The sequence below is a fragment of the Streptomyces sp. NPDC058001 genome (assembly GCF_042886315.1).
Classification (GTDB): Bacteria; Actinomycetota; Actinomycetes; order Streptomycetales; family Streptomycetaceae; genus Streptomyces.
In genome coordinates, this window is record NZ_JBHVQT010000009.1 from 376,432 (window position 1) to 391,373 (window position 14,942).

The window sequence follows — 14,942 nt, forward strand, 5'->3', positions numbered from 1 at the left end:
ACGAGCGGCGACTCCCGTGACGAGCGGCGCGGCGAACCTTTGAGAATCCTCTGAGAACCGTCTGAACGAGCCTTCCTGCGTGCGGACCGCCTACCCTGAGATCAACAAAGCGATCAACGGAGCACCGAGAAGCTGGACATATCACCGCCAGTTGTCCACAGCGAGTGACACGAACCGGTAACGGCAACAAGAATGCGGATGTGACAGCACGCTGAATCATTCGTGTGTGGTGTCCGTTGTTTCGGGGTGGGCCGGTCCGCATCGCAGAGCGTCGGCCCGGAAGTTGGGGTATCCCCCGCTCCTGACCGAGCGCGGGGTAGGGCCGAGGAGGGCCGGGTGACGACCTATGACGATCGAGCGAGCCTCACTGATCTGACCACCACAGCGGAGCGTGTCCGCAGGTCGGTGGAGAGTGTGATCGAGGGCAAGCCGGAGGTCGTACGGCTTTCGCTGACCGTGCTCCTCGCCGAGGGGCATCTGCTCATCGAAGATGTACCGGGCGTGGGAAAGACCATGCTCGCCAAGGCGCTCGCGCGGTCGATCGACTGCTCGGTGCGCCGTATCCAGTTCACGCCCGACCTGCTGCCGTCGGACATCACCGGTGTGTCCATCTGGGACCAGCAGCAGCGGGACTTCGAGTTCAAACCGGGCGCGATCTTCGCGCAGATCGTGATCGGCGACGAGATCAACCGCGCGTCGCCCAAGACACAGTCCGCGCTCCTGGAGTCCATGGAGGAGCGCCAGGTCACCATCGACGGGCAGACCTACGAACTGCCCAGCCCCTTCATGGTGGTGGCGACGCAGAACCCGGTCGAGATGGAGGGCACCTATCCCCTGCCGGAGGCGCAGCGCGACCGTTTCATGGCGCGGGTGTCCATCGGCTATCCCAGCGCGGAGGCCGAACTCCAGATGCTGGACGTGCACGGCGGCGTCTCGCCCCTGGACGACCTCCAGCCGGTGGCGCACGCGCACGACATGGTGAAACTGATCGACGCGGTCCGTACGGTGCATGTCGCGGACACGGTCCGGCGCTATGCCGTCGACCTCGTCTCGGCGACGCGCAGCCACCCGGACCTGAGACTCGGCGCGTCACCGCGCGCGACGCTGCATCTGCTGCGCGCGGCAAAGGCGGCGGCGGCCCTCGCCGGGCGCGAGTACGCCCTGCCGGACGACATCCAGGCCCTCGCCGTCGCGGTCCTGGCACACCGCCTGCTGCCGACCGCCCAGGCCCAGCTCAACCGCCGGTCGGCCGAGCAGGTCGTACAGGAGATCCTTCAGCGCACCCCGGTGCCCGCCGCGCCCCAGACGAACTCCCACGGCGGCTACACCGGCCGTACGCCGAATTCGTCGGTCATGGGATTCGGTGAGCGTCCGCCGGGCACCCGGAGGCTGTGATGACGGCACCCGGCGGCCCCGCGGCGACGCGGGCCGACGAGGACCACGGGATCGGCGGGGACGGCGGCGACGCGGGTGACAAGAGCGGTCTGCGGACGGCACTCGCGGGGCTCACCACCCGAGGTCGCTCCTTCCTGGCCGCGGGCGTCGCGGCGGCCGTGTGCGCCTATGTGCTCGGGCAGAGCGATCTGCTGCAGGTAGGACTGCTGCTCGCCGTGCTGCCGCTGGTCTGCGCGGCCGTCCTGTACCGCACCCGCTACCGCGTTGCGGGCAGCCGCCGGCTGGCGCCCGCGCGGGTGCCCGCCGGCTCCGAGGCCCGCGTCCATCTGCGTATGGACAACGTCTCGCGGCTGCCCACGGGCCTGCTGATGCTCCAGGACCGGGTGCCGTACGTACTGGGACCGCGCCCCCGGTTCGTCCTGGACCGGGTGGAGGCCGGCGGGCGCCGCGAGGTGTCGTACCGTGTGCGCTCCGATCTGCGCGGCCGATACCCCCTGGGCCCGCTGCAACTGCGGCTGAACGACCCGTTCGGCATGTGCGAACTGACCCGCTCCTTCTCGACGTACGACACGCTGACGGTCATCCCGCGCGTGGAACCGCTGCCGTCGGTACGACTGACCGGCGAGGCGAAGGGGTACGGCGACGGCCGTCAGCGCTCCCTCGCGCTCGCCGGCGAGGACGACGTCATCCCGCGCGGGTACCGCTACGGCGACGATCTGCGCCGCGTCCACTGGCGCTCGACCGCGCGCTACGGCGAGTTGATGGTGCGCCGCGAGGAACAGCCGCAACGCGCGCGGTGCACGGTGCTCCTGGACACCCGGTACCTCGCGTTCCACGGCGCGGGTCCCGACTCGGCTTTCGAATGGGCGGTATCGGGTACGGCGTCCGTCCTGGTGCACATGATCGAACGAGGCTTTTCGGTACGGCTGTTGACGGACACCGGCACCTCCGTGCCGGGTGAGGGTTCCGACGGATTCGCCGGGACGAGCCAGGGGTCGGCGGACTCGGCCGGAATCATGATGGACACGCTCGCCGTCGTCGACCACTCCGACGGCGCGGGCCTCTCGCGCGCGTACGACGTGCTGCGCGGCGGACACGAAGGGCTGTTGGTCGCCTTCCTGGGCGACCTGGACGAGGAACAGGCCACCATGGTCGCCAAGATGCGCCAACGCAGCGGCGCCGCCATCGCGTTCGTGCTCGACAGCGCGGCCTGGGCACGCGGTGCGGACGGCGGCGCGCCGATCCAGCGGTGCGAGGAGCGGCTGCGGATGCTGCGTGAGGCGGGCTGGACCGCGGTCGCCGCGCCACCGGGCAGGTCGGTCGCCGCGCTGTGGGAGCAGGCGGACCGGGAACGCATCACCGCGGGCCCGACGCCGTCGGCGGGGACGACAGGGGGTTGGTCATGAGTGGGCGCGCACGGCTCGCGCTGTGCTCGGCGGCGGCGACGCTGCTCGCGGCTACCGCGCTGCTGCCGCTGGTCGATCCGGCGACCTGGTTCCTCCAGGCGGCGATCCTGCTGGCGATCCAGACCGCGGTGGGCGCAGCCGCGCGGCGGGTGCCGGTGGCCCGGCCGCTGACGGTGGCCGTGCAGGCCCTGGTGACGCTGCTGCTGCTGACGCTGGTCTTCGCGCGCGAGCAGGCCGTCGCCGGATTGATCCCGGGCCCCGACGCGGTGCGGCGGATGGGCGAGTTGCTCCAGGCCGGCGGGGACGACGTGGGCCGGTACGCGATACCGGCGCCGCTGTCCCCCGGGATCCGGCTGATGCTGGTGGGCGGCGTCGTGGTGATCGGTCTCGCGGTCGACGCGCTCGCGGTGACGTTCCGCAGCGCGGCCCCTGCGGGACTTCCGCTGCTCGCGCTGTACTCGGTGGCCGCGGGACTCGGCGAGGGCGGCTGGGGCTGGCTCTGGTTCCTGTTCGCGGCGGCCGGGTATCTGCTGCTGCTCCTCGCGGAGGGCCGGGACCGGCTCGCGCAGTGGGGGCGGGTCTTCGGCGGCACACCACGCCGTCCCGGCAGCGTCGCGGGCGGCCTGGACACCTCGGGCGGCGGGGCGGTCGCTCCGGTGCGTACGGGCCGCCGGATCGGCGCGCTCGCGCTGGGCATCGCGGTCGTGGTGCCGATGGCGCTGCCCGCGCTGGACGGCGGACTCCTGGGCGGGACGGGCGGCGGCGCGGGCACCGGCCCCGGGGGCGGCGGCACCATCTCAGCGGTGAACCCGCTGGTGTCGCTCCAGAACAGCCTGAACCAGCCCGAGGACCGCGAGGTCATGTCGTACGACACGGACTCCGAGGAGAAGCAGGACCTGTATCTGCGGATCGTCTCGCTCGACGAGTTCGACGGCACCGCCTGGAAGCCGTCCGTGCGGCGCATCAGCGATGTGCCCTCGTCCCTGCCGGCGCCCCCCGGGCTCGGCGGCGACGTACGCCGTACCGAGGTCACGACCCGGATCTCGGCGGCCGACTGGTACGCCCAGGACTGGCTGCCGATGCCCTATCCGGCGAGCCAGGTCCGCATCGACGGCCGCTGGCGGTACGAGCCGGTCGGCCGCACCCTCGTCGGTGACCACGGCCAGACGACGCGGGGCGCGAACTACCAGGTGACCAGCCTGATCGTGCAGCCGACCGCCGACCAACTGGCGAACGCGCCCGCGCCGTCACGGGACTTCGCGCGCGAGTTCACGAAGGTGCCGGCGTCGCTGCCGCCGGTCGTCTCGGAGACGGCCCTCAAGGTGACGGCGGGCTCCGCGAACGACTACGAGCGCGCGGTGAAGCTCCAGGACTACTTCGCCATGAACGGCGGCTTCACGTACAACACGGAGGTCTCGGCGGGCAGTGGCTCGGCGGCGATCGCCCGGTTCCTGGAGCAGAAGGAGGGCTTCTGCGTCCACTTCTCGTTCTCGATGGCGGCGATGGCGCGGACGCTGGGGATACCCGCGCGCGTAGCGGTCGGTTTCACGCCGGGCACCCCGCAGGCCGACGGCACAATGTCGGTGGGCCTCAAGGACGCGCACGCGTGGCCGGAACTGTACTTCGAGGGTGTGGGCTGGACCCGTTTCGAGCCGACGCCGAACCGGGGCACGGTGCCCGACTACACCCGGGCGGACACCCCGGCCGGTACGCCCAGCGATCCGGCGGCGCCCTCGCAGTCGGCGAGCACCGCACCGTCCGCCGCGCCCTCGCAGTCCGAGAGCTGCACGGCGCAGCAGAAGAAGCTGGACGGCTGTGCCAGTACGGCCCCCTCCGCCGAGGACAGCTCCGGGAGCGGCGGCCCTCCGCTGAAGACGATCTTCCTGATCGCGCTCGGTGTGGTCCTGGCCGTTGGGCTGCCGCTGCTGCCGATGCTGTCGCGGATGCGCACGCGGTCCGTACGGCTCGGCTCATCGGGTCGTACGCAGGCGGACGCGACGGCGAGAACACTGGCGGCCTGGCTCGAACTCACCGACACCGCCTGGGACTTCGGCATCGTTCCCGACGACTCACTGACACCGCGCGGGACAGCCGCCCGGATCATCCGCCTCGGCCCGCTCGACCCGGCGGCGGCGGAGTCCGTGCAGCGCCTCGCAGCGGCGGTGGAGCAAGCCCTGTACGCACCGGCGCCGCAACCGGTGCCGGGGTCGGCGGAGGACGTACGTCGGGTACGGGCGGCCCTGAGCGCGTCGGTGAGCCGCGGCACGCGCCTACGCGCCCTGTTCGTCCCCCGCTCGACGGTCCGCGTCCTGTGGGCCGCATCGGACCGCCTGACATCCCTCCGTATCCGAACCGCCCGGTCCTGGCCCCACCGCCCCGGAAAGGAAAACCCCAGCCACACGGGGTAACGGTCCGACACCGGCAGGGCACGTACGGTGCCCAAGCGCGGGGTGCTCCTGGTGGGTACCCCGCAGGGGTGTTCTCGGTGCCGGGCCGGAGCCGGGGGTACCGCGCAGGGGTATGGTCTCCGCCGCGCCTGGGCCCCGCGCAGCGGATCTTGTCGTCCGGAGGGCATGAGAGAGGGGCGACCGTTCTCGGTCGCCCCTCACACAGCTTCGGTTTTGGATGGCCCCACGCGAGTAGGGCTACGGGGGCTACTGATGGCCACCCTGGTCGTCACGCCGTCGCTGCCAGCGCTGTTCGATCCGGTCCATCATCCCCTTGCGCTGCCGGCTCTGACGCCGGGGTGACGGCGGAGCACCCGGCGCCGCACCGGCACTGGGCTGCTCACCTGGTTTCGGGGCCTTACGCCAACCGGTGACGGCAAGTACCGCGCAGCCCAGCATGACGAGGAATCCCACCACGCTGACCCAGATCTGCTGGGCGACCATTCCGGCCATGAGGAGCGCGATACCCACCAGGAAGCCTGCGACCGCCTGGTATACCCGTCGCCGGGTGTACGTACGCAGCCCGCTTCCCTCAAGCGCTGTCGCGAACTTGGGATCTTCGGCGTACAGCGCTCGCTCCATTTGCTCGAGCATTCGCTGCTCGTGCTCCGAGAGCGGCACGGAGTCCTCCTCATCGTGCAGTCGCCGGGGCGACCGGGGGGTTCCCTTCAGGATAGGCAGGGAATCGCCCCCGTGAAACCCGCCCCTCTACGCCAATTCGCCAGTCAGAACCCGCCATGGCGCTCCAGCTCGCTGAGGCGTCCATTCCCCGGCGGGCCGTCCGTCATGCCGAACCTTCCCCCTCGATCATACGGCGAGTGGCGCCCGATCGGGACGCCTGTGGCGTACTCCATGTGCCGCTGCGCCCCTGATCAGCGGCTGACTCCCGGGACGCCCCGGGTGTCGACTCACGCCTCGGCCGTTCCACGCTTCTCGCCGAGCACGTGGAGTTGCGTCGCCACGGAGTGGAAGGCGGGCTGTTCCGCCGCCGCTGCTTCCAGTTTCAGCAGGGCTTCGAGCGCGCCCGGTTCGGTGTCCACGAGGACTCCGGGGACCAGATCGGCGAAGACCCGTACGCCGTGCACGGCGTCGACGCGGACACCGGCGGCCTCGACAAGACCGGTCAACTGCTCGGTGGTGAAGCGCCGGGGTACCGGGTCGCCGTCGCCCCAGCGCCCGTCGGGGTCGGTCAGCGCCCGCTGGGCCTCCTTGAAGTGGCCGGCGAGGGCCCGCGCGAGGACGGCGCCGCCCAGGCCCGCGGCGAGCAGGCTGAGGACGCCGGACGGGCGGAGCGCGCCGATGGCGTTGCGGACGCCTTCGGCCGGGTCGTCCACGTACTCCAGGACGCCGTGGCAGAGCACCGCGTCGTACCCCTCGCGCTCGACCACGTCGAACAGGCCGAGCGCGTCGCCCTGGACGCCGGTGACCCGGTCGGCGACGCCGGCCTCGGCGGTCCGGCGCTCCAGTGCGAACAGCGCGTTCGGGCTGGGGTCGACCACCGTGACGCGGTGGCCGAGCCGGGCGACGGGCACGGCGAAGTTGCCGCTGCCGCCGCCCGTGTCGAGGACGTCGAGCGCGTCGCGTCCCGTGGTCTTGACCCGGCGGTCGAGGGCGTCCTTGAGAACGTCCCAGACCACGGCGGTTCGGAGAGAAGCGCGGGGGCGCATCGGGTCCGACACGGCAGTTGACTCCTCGGCGCGGCACCGCCTGTCGTGGGGCGGAGCGATGGGCGTCCTCCGTCGTCCGGCGGATGATCCGGGGCGGACGGGGAGGTTCAGGCTTTCCCACCCTATGGCCTCGGACCGGCTGCCCCGCGCTCCGTCCCTCTGGTGTCCGGCCCTCAGGCCGCCCCCGGACCTCCCTCCGCCGTCGGCGTCCCCGGTGGCCCGTCATCGGCGCGTGGCTGGGGCAGCACCGGCTGGAGGACGAGCATCCGCTCGACCAGGCGCACGAACATCGCGACATCGCGCAGCAGATCGTCGGCGTCGCGCGTGGTCGCCGCGCCCCGGATGCCCGCCTCGGCGCGGGCGCGGCGGCTCGCTCCGGAGGCGAACAGGGCGCTCCACTCGGTGAGTTCGGGGGCTATCTCGGGGAGCACTTCCCAGGCGCTCCGGATTCTGGCGCGCCGTCGCTCGGTGGGTGCCGGGCGGCCCCGGGCCGCGAGCACGGCCGCGGCGGTGCGCAGGGCGGCGAGGTGGGCGGTCGCATAGCGCTCGTTCGACGTTTCGAGCAGGCTCGCCTCCTCCAGGCCCGCGCGGGCCTGGGCGAGCAGATCGAGGGCGGCGGGCGGTGCCGTGGCCCGGCGGAGCACGGGGTGCACATCGCTCGGCGGGCCGGTCAGTGAGGGGGCAGGGCCGCCGGCGCGGCGCCGGTGGGCGGCGGCTGCGGAAGAGCTGGCCATGACGAACCTCCTGTCGTCTGTGTCACGGCGTGGTGGCCGTATGTGTCCATCGTGAACGACGCCACTGACAACGCGGCCTGACCTGCGGTTTTGTTTCGATCGCACATTCGAGACAGCCAAGCCTGGGAGAATCGGGGCCATGGACAGCAGCAGCACCCGCCGTCGGGCGACCCGGCAGAAGCTGTACGACGCGGCCGTCACGCTCATCGCCGAGCAGGGCTTCTCGGCCACGACGGTGGACGAGATCGCCGAACGGGCCGGGGTCGCGAAAGGCACGGTCTACTACAACTTCGCCAGCAAGTCCGTCCTCTTCGAGGACCTGCTGCGGCACGGCGTCGGCCTGCTCACGGCCTCGCTGCGCGACGCCGCCGAGCGCACCGCGCGCGAGGGCGGCGGCACGGCCGACGCGCTGGACGCGATGATCCGCGCGGGACTCGCCTTCATCGACCGCTCTCCGGCCTTCACGCAGTTGTACGTCGCCGAGTTGTGGCGCACCAACAGGGCCTGGCAGTCCACCCTCATGGTGGTGCGCCAAGAGGTCCTCGCGGTCGTGGAGGGCGTACTGCGCGAAGGTGTCGCGAACGGTGAGGTGAGCGAGGAGGTCGACATCCCGCTGACGGCCGCCGCGCTGGTCGGCATGGTGCTGGTCGCCGCCCTGGACCGGCAGGCGTTCCAGCCGGAGCGCTCCCTCGACGACGTCCACGCCACGCTGTCACGGCTGTTGCAGGGGCGCGTGACCGGAAAGGGCTGACAGCGGGCAGGGGCGGTGCGGGCCGGACGGCGCCGGTCCGGCGCGGTCTCATCCCTCTGAGACCGCACCGGACCGGCGTATCCCCCGTTTCGTTCCCCCGTCGGGCCCGTACGGTCCTTACTTCGGGCCCATCGGTCCTCGCTCCCGTGGTCACCGGGACGAGTCGGCCAAGGGCGCCCGCGCCGTTCCGCAGCCCCGTGTCCGCGGTACCGGCGGGACGCCCCTTCCGTGACACCACTCTTCCTTCCGCGCAGGTCGGACCCCATCCGCGTCCGTACTCATCTCCCGTACTAGGTACGGATACTCAGACCTGCGCACGCAACCTCAGGACGCGACGTCGCCTACTGGTTACGATCGCGTCCGTGTCCGTACTCCCCCTGGTCTTCACCAGCGGCTGGGCGAGCGGGATCAACGCGTACGCGGTGGTCCTGCTGCTCGGCATATTCGGCGCGACCGGTGTCACCGACGAGGTGCCCGCTTCGCTCCAGAGCACTCCGGTACTGATCGCCGCCGGGGTGCTCTTCCTGTGCGAGGCCGTCGCGGACAAGATCCCTTATGTGGACTCGGTCTGGGACACCGTCCACACGGTGATCCGTCCGGTGTCGGGGGCCGTCGTGGCGGCGCTCCTGGCGGGGCAGAGCGGTTCGCTCCCGGACATCGCGGCGGGCGCCATCGGGGGGTCGACGGCGCTGGCCAGTCACGCCGTCAAGTCCGGTACGCGGATGGCGATCAACTCCTCGCCCGAGCCGTTCAGCAACTTCATCGTGAGCACCGCGGAGGACCTGGGTGTCGGCGGACTCGTGACGTTCGCGATGTTCTATCCGCGGACCGCGGCGGTCATCGCGGGCGTGCTGCTGCTCCTGGGCCTGGTCCTCACGGTGTTCCTGATCTCGCGGATCAGACGGTTCCTGCGGCGGCGCGCACAGCGCCGCGAGGAGCGCCGCCGAGGGCCACTCGGAGCACCGCCCGGGGCTGGTGCGCCACCCGGCGAACCGGGCCCCGTGCGCCGCTGGTAGGCCGCGGGGCCGGCTCGGAACGGGCTCCCGGCGGGGTTGTCAGTGGTGGCCGATAGAGTCCTGACATGGCACGGATCGTGGTGATCGGCGCGGGGATGGGCGCCCTGGCGACCGCCGCCCGGCTGGCCGTCGCGGGCCACCGGGTGGTGGTGTTCGAGCGCGCGGAGACGTACGGCGGGGCGGTGGCCGCCGTCGAGCGGGACGGTTTCGCGTTCGACACGGGACCGGGGCTGCTGCTCCTGCCCGCCGTCTACCGGGACCTGTTCCTCAAGACCGGCAAGGAGCCTCTGGAGAGCCGCGTCGAGCTGTCCCAGGTGGAGCCCGCGGTGCGCCATGTCTTCGCGAACGGCACCGAGGTCTCCTTGCCGAACGCGTCGCGCGCGGGCGTCGGCGAGGCCCTGGACGCGGCGCTCGGCGCGGGCAGGGGCGCGCTGTGGGCCGGTTTCATGAACCGCGCGCGGGAGGCGTGGGACCGCTCACGCCGGCCGCTCCTCGAAGAGCCCCTGTGGCCGAACTGGCAGGTGCTGGCCGACCGTGAGCCCTATCCGGCGGTGCCGTACCGCAGACTGCTGCGCAAGGACCGGGTGGCGGCCACGCTGAGTGAGGTCGCCGAGCTGGAGTTGGAAGCCGACCCCGGCCTGCGGGCGCTCCTGGAGCAGTACGCGCTGGTGTGGGGCCTCGACCCGCGCACGGCACCGCCGAGCGCGGCGGTGCTGCCGTATCTGGAGCAGACGTTCGGCGTGTGGGCGGTGCGCGGCGGGACGCGCTCCCTCGCGCGTGCCGTGTACGAGCGGTGCCTCGCGCGCGGGGTCGAGTTCCGCTTCGGCGCGGAGGTGACGCGGATCGTCGAGAAGGACGGGCGCGCGGCGGGCGTGGAGTGCGCCGAAGGCACCGTCGAGGAGGCCGACTTCGTGGTGGCGGGCGTCGCGCCCGGTCCCCTCGCCGCGATGCTGCCGGGTACGGACCCGCGCGCGGGGGACGGCATGGCGCCCCGGTCGGGGATGCCGAGCCGGCTGATCGTCCTGCTGGCGCTGCGCGGCGCCCGCCCTGACGGCACCCCGCACCGCACGGTGGTCCACGCGGCGGACCGCGACGCCGAGTTGGACGCCGTCTTCGGGACCGCCCCGGGCCCCCCGGAGCGTCCCACGGTCACGGTGCTGCGTCCCGGCGACCCCGCGGGCGTCCCGGACGCGGAGCACGAGGCGGTCACCCTGACGACGACGGTCCCGTCCCACCGCGCCGACGGTCCGCCCGCCGACCACGACCGGCAGGCCGACCGCATGATCGAGGCCGCCGAGCGGGCGATACCGGGGCTGCGTGAGCGGCTGCTCTGGCGCGAGGTACGGACCCCGGCGGACATCGAGGCGGCCACGGGCGCGCCGGGAGGGGCGGTTCCCGCGCCCGCCCTGGCGGCGGCCGGGGGCCGGCTGCTGCACCCGTCGAACAGCACGTCCCTGCCGGGCCTGTTCACGGTCGGCGGCTGGTCGCACCCGGGCGGCGGGCTGCCGCACGCGGGCATGTCGGGCACGCTGGTGGCCGGACTCGTCGTGGAGGGACCGGAGTTCCGCGGCTCACGCTGAGCGCGGGGAGACGGGAGTCAGTACCGGTACTGCTGCTGCCCGTCGTACCCGGCGCCCGGGTCGGCGGCCGGATAGCCGTCGTTCTGGTACGGATACGGCTGCTCGGGCGGGAGTTCGCCGCCGTACGGGTCGGACTGGCCCTCGACGCCTCGCTGTTGCGGGACCCAGACGCCACCGGGCGGGGTCTCGCCGTAGCCACCGGGCGCGTAGGCGTCCTGGGGGTACGCCTGTTGGGCGTACGGGTCGTATGCCTGCCCGTCGTAGCCCTGCGTGCCGATGTACGGGTCGGAGTAGGCCGCGTACTGATGTGCGTCCTGGTCGTAGCCCTGCTGCTGGTCGTATCCGGCGTAGGAGTCGTAGCCGTAGTCCGGGGTGCCCTGGTTCTGGGTGGGGTCCGGGGTGCCGCCCTGGCCCTGGGCGGCGGCTGCCGCGTAGGCCGTGTCGCTGTACACGCCGTACTGGCCGGTGTCGTCGGGCAGTGGCTCCGGCTCGTAGACCGTGGAGGCCGGTCCGGCGCCGAACTGGTCGTACCCGTAGGCCGCCGCTCCGGCGTGGGTGGCGGCTTCGGCGGCGTAGCTGGGGTCGCGGTCGTTGCGGAACACGTCGTCGTCGGCGTAGGCGGTGTCACCGGGGTAAGCGGTGGTGTCGCGCGCGTAGGCGCCGTCGTCGGCGTGGGTGCCGTCTGCGTGCTGCTCGCCCGGGGCGTAGTAGCCGTCGGCGGGTTCCAGGTCCGACACCTCAAGGGTGGGCTCCTGGCGCCCGCGCGAGCCGGTCCTGCGGCGCTTGCTGCCGCCCGGCCGGCCGCCGATGGCCCAGCCGGTGGAGAAGCCGCGGCGGAACGACAGCGTGACGTACGTCTGCCCCACGGCGAAGGCTATGGCGCCCAGCGCGATCACCACGATCGAGGGGATCAGGACCCCGAGGACGACCCCGAGGAAGCCGCAGAAGGCGAGCGCGCGCCAGCGCAGCCGTGCCTTGTACTGGAGCAGCACCTCACCGAGCAGCCACAAGGCGACGATGCCGAACGCGATGTACAGGACCATCCAGCCCATGTACGCCCCTCTCCTGCGGTCGGTGCCCCACCGCGTACGGCCGGTCTAGACCTGCGGGTGATGCAGCCCCAGATTCTCGTAGATCTCCAGTGTCGCCGTCGAGTTGTTGAGCGTGATGAAGTGCAACCCGGGGACACCTTCGTCCAGCAGCCTCGCGCAGAACTCGGTCGCGAACTCGATGCCAATGGAGCGTACAGCGGCCGGATCGTCCCGCGCCGTGAGGATCCGCTCTTTCAGCCCGGCGGGGAAGGTGGCGTTGCTGAGTTGGGCCAGCCGTTCCAACTGCTTCACGCTGGTCACGGGCATGACCTCGGGGATGATCGGGGTCGCGCAGCCCGCCCCGGTGACATGGTCGCGGAGCCGGAGATACGACTCGGGGTGGAAGAACATCTGCGTGATCGCGTAGTCGGCGCCCGCGCGGCACTTGTCCACGAAGTGCCGTACGTCGGACTCCGTGTCCGCCGAGCGCGGATGGGTCTCGGGGAAGGCCGCGACGCCCACGCAGAAGTCGCCGGACTCCTTGATGAGCCGGACCAGTTCGGCCGCGTACGTCAGGCCCTCGGGGTGCGGGATCCAGTCGCCCATCGGGTCGCCGGGCGGGTCGCCGCGGACGGCGAGCATGTTACGGATGCCCGCGTCGGCGTACTGGCCGATGATGTTGCGCAGTTCGGCGAGGGAGTGGTTCACGGCGGTGAGGTGGGCGACCGGGGTCAGCGTCGAGTCCTCGACGATCCGCTCGGTGGCTTTCACGGTCCCCGCGCGCGTGGAGCCGCCCGCGCCGTACGTCACGGAGACGAAGCTCGGGGCGACGGCCTCGACCCTGCGCAGCGCGTTCCACAGGTTGCGCTCGCCCTTCGGGGTCTTGGGCGCCCAGAACTCGAAGGAGTACGTGGTTTTGCCCGACGCGAGCATGTCGCGCACCGTGGGGGCTCGATCCGTCCTGGTGGAAGCTGTGCCAAGGGCCATACCGGCAGGTTAGCCAGGTGGCGTGAGTCCCCCAACCGGGCGCATGCCTTTTGTCGCGAATGCCGGACTGTTGTCCACGCCTCGGACACCCGCTGGACAGCGGGCGTGAGTGCGGGCCGGGGGTCAGACGGCCGCGCGCAGGCGCTTGGCGAACTCCGCCGCCGCGGCTCCCGGGTCGTCCGCCTCGGTGATCGCCCGTACGACGACGACCCGGCGGGCGCCCGCGTCGAGCACCTGGTCGAGGTTGCCGAGGTCGATGCCGCCGATGGCGAACCAGGGGCGGTCGGTGCCCAGGGACGCCGTGTGGCGTACGAGGTCGAGGCCCGGGGCGTGCCGGCCCGGCTTGGTGGGGGTGGGCCAGCAGGGGCCCGTACAGAAGTAGTCCACGCCGTCCTGGGCCGCGGCGGCGTCCGCCTCGGCGGGGGCGTGGGTGGAGCGGCCGACGAGGATGCCGTCGCCGAGGATCGCGCGGGCCGCCGGGACGGGGAGGTCGCCCTGGCCGAGGTGCAGGACGTCGGCGCCTATGGCGTGGGCGATGTCCGCGCGGTCGTTGACGGCGAGGAGGGTGCCGTGGCGCCGGCAGGCGTCGGCGACGACCTGGAGGTGCTCCAGTTCCTCGGCCGCCTCCATGCCTTTGTCGCGCAGTTGCACCACGTCGACGCCCTGGGCCAGGACCGCGTCCAGGAACTCCGGGAGGTCGCCGCGCGTGGTGCGGGCGTCCGTGCAGAGGTAGAGCCGGGCGTCGTCGAGACGGTTGGGCATGGCGAAGGCCCCCCTGGGCGTGTGGTCGGTGGCGTACGGACCCGGGCCGCTGCCGCCAGGGCCGTGGTCCGAGGTCCGTACGCGTGCGGTTGTGCTGTTCAGCGGTCCGGGCTACCTGTGCCCGGACCACCGGGACTGCTCTGAGTGCTCAGACGGCGAGCGCCTGGGCGCGGCGCTTCACCTCCGTGCCGCGATTCTCACTGAGCGCCTGCGCGGGGGTGCCGGGCAGGCTCGGGTCCGGGGTGAAAAGCCACTCCAGCATTTCTTCGTCGCTGAAGCCGTCGTCCCGCAGGAGCGTCAGGGTGCCGCTGAGGCCCTTGACGACCTTGTCGCCGTCAATGAAGGCGGCGGGCACATGCAGCGCCCTGTTCTCGCCACGGCGCACCGCGATCAGCTGGCCCTCCTTGACCAGCTGCCGGACGCGCGTCACCTCGACGCCGATCTGTTCGGCGATGTCGGGGACGGTGAGCCAGGCGGGGACGAGAGCATCGATCTTTGCGTCAATCTCGGTCACGGGTCCAAGGTTGCCATCTTGGTCTGACAGCGGAAAGCCGGGTGCCGTCCCGGCGGGTGACCGGGGCTTGTGCCGGCGGTTCCCCCTGCGGGTGCATTGGCCTTGCCGGCCGGGCTGCGCGGTCCCTTTTCCCGCCGCCCCGACGGAGAAATCCCGGCCGCTGCCGAGGCCACACCGAAACCACCCGGGCGGGCGTGGCACCACCGGAATGCGCCGTCCCACGTCCCGCCGTCGCGGCGGAGAAAGGCCCAGCCGCCGCCGGGACCACCACCGAACCAACCCCGGGGCGGCTTGGCACCACCGAGAAACACCCGGCTGACGCCGAGGCCACACCGAAACCACCCGAGTGGGCTCGGCACCGCCGGAATACGCCGTCCCACGTCCCGCCGTCGCGGCGGAGAAAGGCCCAGCCGCCGCCGGGACCACACCAACCAACCCCGGGACGGCTTGGCACCGCCGGAATGCGCCGTCCCACGCCCCACCGTCGCGGCGGAGAAAGGCCCCGCTGCCGCCGGGGCCACACCGAAACCGACCCGGGGCGGCTCTGCACCGCCGAAAAACACCCGGCTGACGCCGAGGCCACACCGAAACCACCCGAGTGGGCTCGGCACCGCCGGAATACGCCGTCCCACGTCCCGCCGTCGCGGCGGAG

The 14,942-nt window shown here is 72.2% G+C and carries 13 protein-coding genes; 6 read left to right on the top strand and 7 right to left on the bottom strand.

Features of this window, described 5'->3' with window-relative positions; all coding sequences use genetic code 11:
- Nucleotides 1–336 precede the first annotated feature (336 nt).
- Genes ACFVT5_RS24445 through ACFVT5_RS24455 form a run of 3 tightly spaced genes read left to right on the top strand, consistent with a single transcriptional unit; the run spans nt 337 to nt 5,209 of the window.
- Nucleotides 337–1,395 (top strand): AAA family ATPase, encoded by a 1,059-nt coding sequence (locus ACFVT5_RS24445; protein WP_389891732.1) that lies wholly within the window; start codon nt 337–339, stop codon nt 1,393–1,395.
- Entirely contained in the window at nt 1,395–2,801 is a 1,407-nt protein-coding gene (locus tag ACFVT5_RS24450) for a DUF58 domain-containing protein (protein WP_389891734.1), read from the top strand. Before ACFVT5_RS24445 ends, ACFVT5_RS24450 begins: the two co-directional genes overlap by 1 nt.
- Nucleotides 2,798–5,209: a transglutaminaseTgpA domain-containing protein gene (locus tag ACFVT5_RS24455; RefSeq protein WP_389891737.1), complete on the top strand. Its 2,412-nt coding sequence runs from the start codon at nt 2,798–2,800 to the stop codon at nt 5,207–5,209. The genes ACFVT5_RS24450 and ACFVT5_RS24455 overlap by 4 nt, the downstream gene beginning before the upstream one ends.
- 246 nt (nt 5,210–5,455) lie before the next feature.
- On the opposite strand, the gene ACFVT5_RS24460 is transcribed toward ACFVT5_RS24455, so the two are convergent.
- The 3 genes from ACFVT5_RS24460 to ACFVT5_RS24470 form a co-directional block, all read right to left on the bottom strand.
- Entirely contained in the window at nt 5,456–5,869 is a 414-nt protein-coding gene (locus tag ACFVT5_RS24460) for a DUF3040 domain-containing protein (protein WP_389891740.1), read from the bottom strand.
- A 287-nt stretch (nt 5,870–6,156) separates the two neighbouring features.
- Complete coding sequence (locus ACFVT5_RS24465; protein WP_389891743.1) at nt 6,157–6,927, bottom strand: methyltransferase; 771 nt, start codon at nt 6,925–6,927, stop codon at nt 6,157–6,159.
- A 161-nt stretch (nt 6,928–7,088) separates the two neighbouring features.
- Entirely contained in the window at nt 7,089–7,649 is a 561-nt protein-coding gene (locus ACFVT5_RS24470) for an SAV_6107 family HEPN domain-containing protein (RefSeq protein WP_389891746.1), read from the bottom strand.
- 139 nt (nt 7,650–7,788) lie between these two features.
- On the opposite strand from ACFVT5_RS24470, the gene ACFVT5_RS24475 reads away from it, so the two are divergent.
- The 3 genes from ACFVT5_RS24475 (at nt 7,789) to ACFVT5_RS24485 (ending at nt 10,996) form a co-directional block, all read left to right on the top strand.
- Entirely contained in the window at nt 7,789–8,400 is a 612-nt protein-coding gene (locus ACFVT5_RS24475; protein WP_389891749.1) for a TetR/AcrR family transcriptional regulator, read from the top strand.
- Between the two features lie 362 nt (nt 8,401–8,762).
- Nucleotides 8,763–9,416, top strand: coding sequence for a DUF4126 domain-containing protein (locus ACFVT5_RS24480; protein ID WP_389891752.1), 654 nt, complete (start codon nt 8,763–8,765; stop codon nt 9,414–9,416).
- Nucleotides 9,417–9,481: 65 nt separating this feature from the next.
- A complete protein-coding gene (locus ACFVT5_RS24485) occupies nt 9,482–10,996 on the top strand; it encodes a phytoene desaturase family protein (protein WP_389891754.1) in 1,515 nt (504 codons plus the stop codon).
- Nucleotides 10,997–11,013: 17 nt separating this feature from the next.
- Here ACFVT5_RS24485 and ACFVT5_RS24490 read toward each other — a convergent pair whose 3' ends face one another.
- From ACFVT5_RS24490 to ACFVT5_RS24505, 4 genes are all read right to left on the bottom strand, one after another.
- Nucleotides 11,014–12,048: a hypothetical protein gene (locus ACFVT5_RS24490; RefSeq protein WP_389891757.1), complete on the bottom strand. Its 1,035-nt coding sequence runs from the start codon at nt 12,046–12,048 to the stop codon at nt 11,014–11,016.
- A gap of 45 nt (nt 12,049–12,093) precedes the next feature.
- Nucleotides 12,094–13,014, bottom strand: a complete 921-nt coding sequence (metF, locus tag ACFVT5_RS24495) for a methylenetetrahydrofolate reductase [NAD(P)H] (RefSeq protein ID WP_389891760.1) — start codon at nt 13,012–13,014, stop codon at nt 12,094–12,096.
- Between the two features lie 123 nt (nt 13,015–13,137).
- Complete coding sequence (gene thiE / locus ACFVT5_RS24500; RefSeq protein WP_389891763.1) at nt 13,138–13,776, bottom strand: thiamine phosphate synthase; 639 nt, start codon at nt 13,774–13,776, stop codon at nt 13,138–13,140.
- A gap of 148 nt (nt 13,777–13,924) precedes the next feature.
- Nucleotides 13,925–14,290, bottom strand: a complete 366-nt coding sequence (locus ACFVT5_RS24505; protein ID WP_389891766.1) for an Rv2175c family DNA-binding protein — start codon at nt 14,288–14,290, stop codon at nt 13,925–13,927.
- Nucleotides 14,291–14,942: the final 652 nt, after the last annotated feature.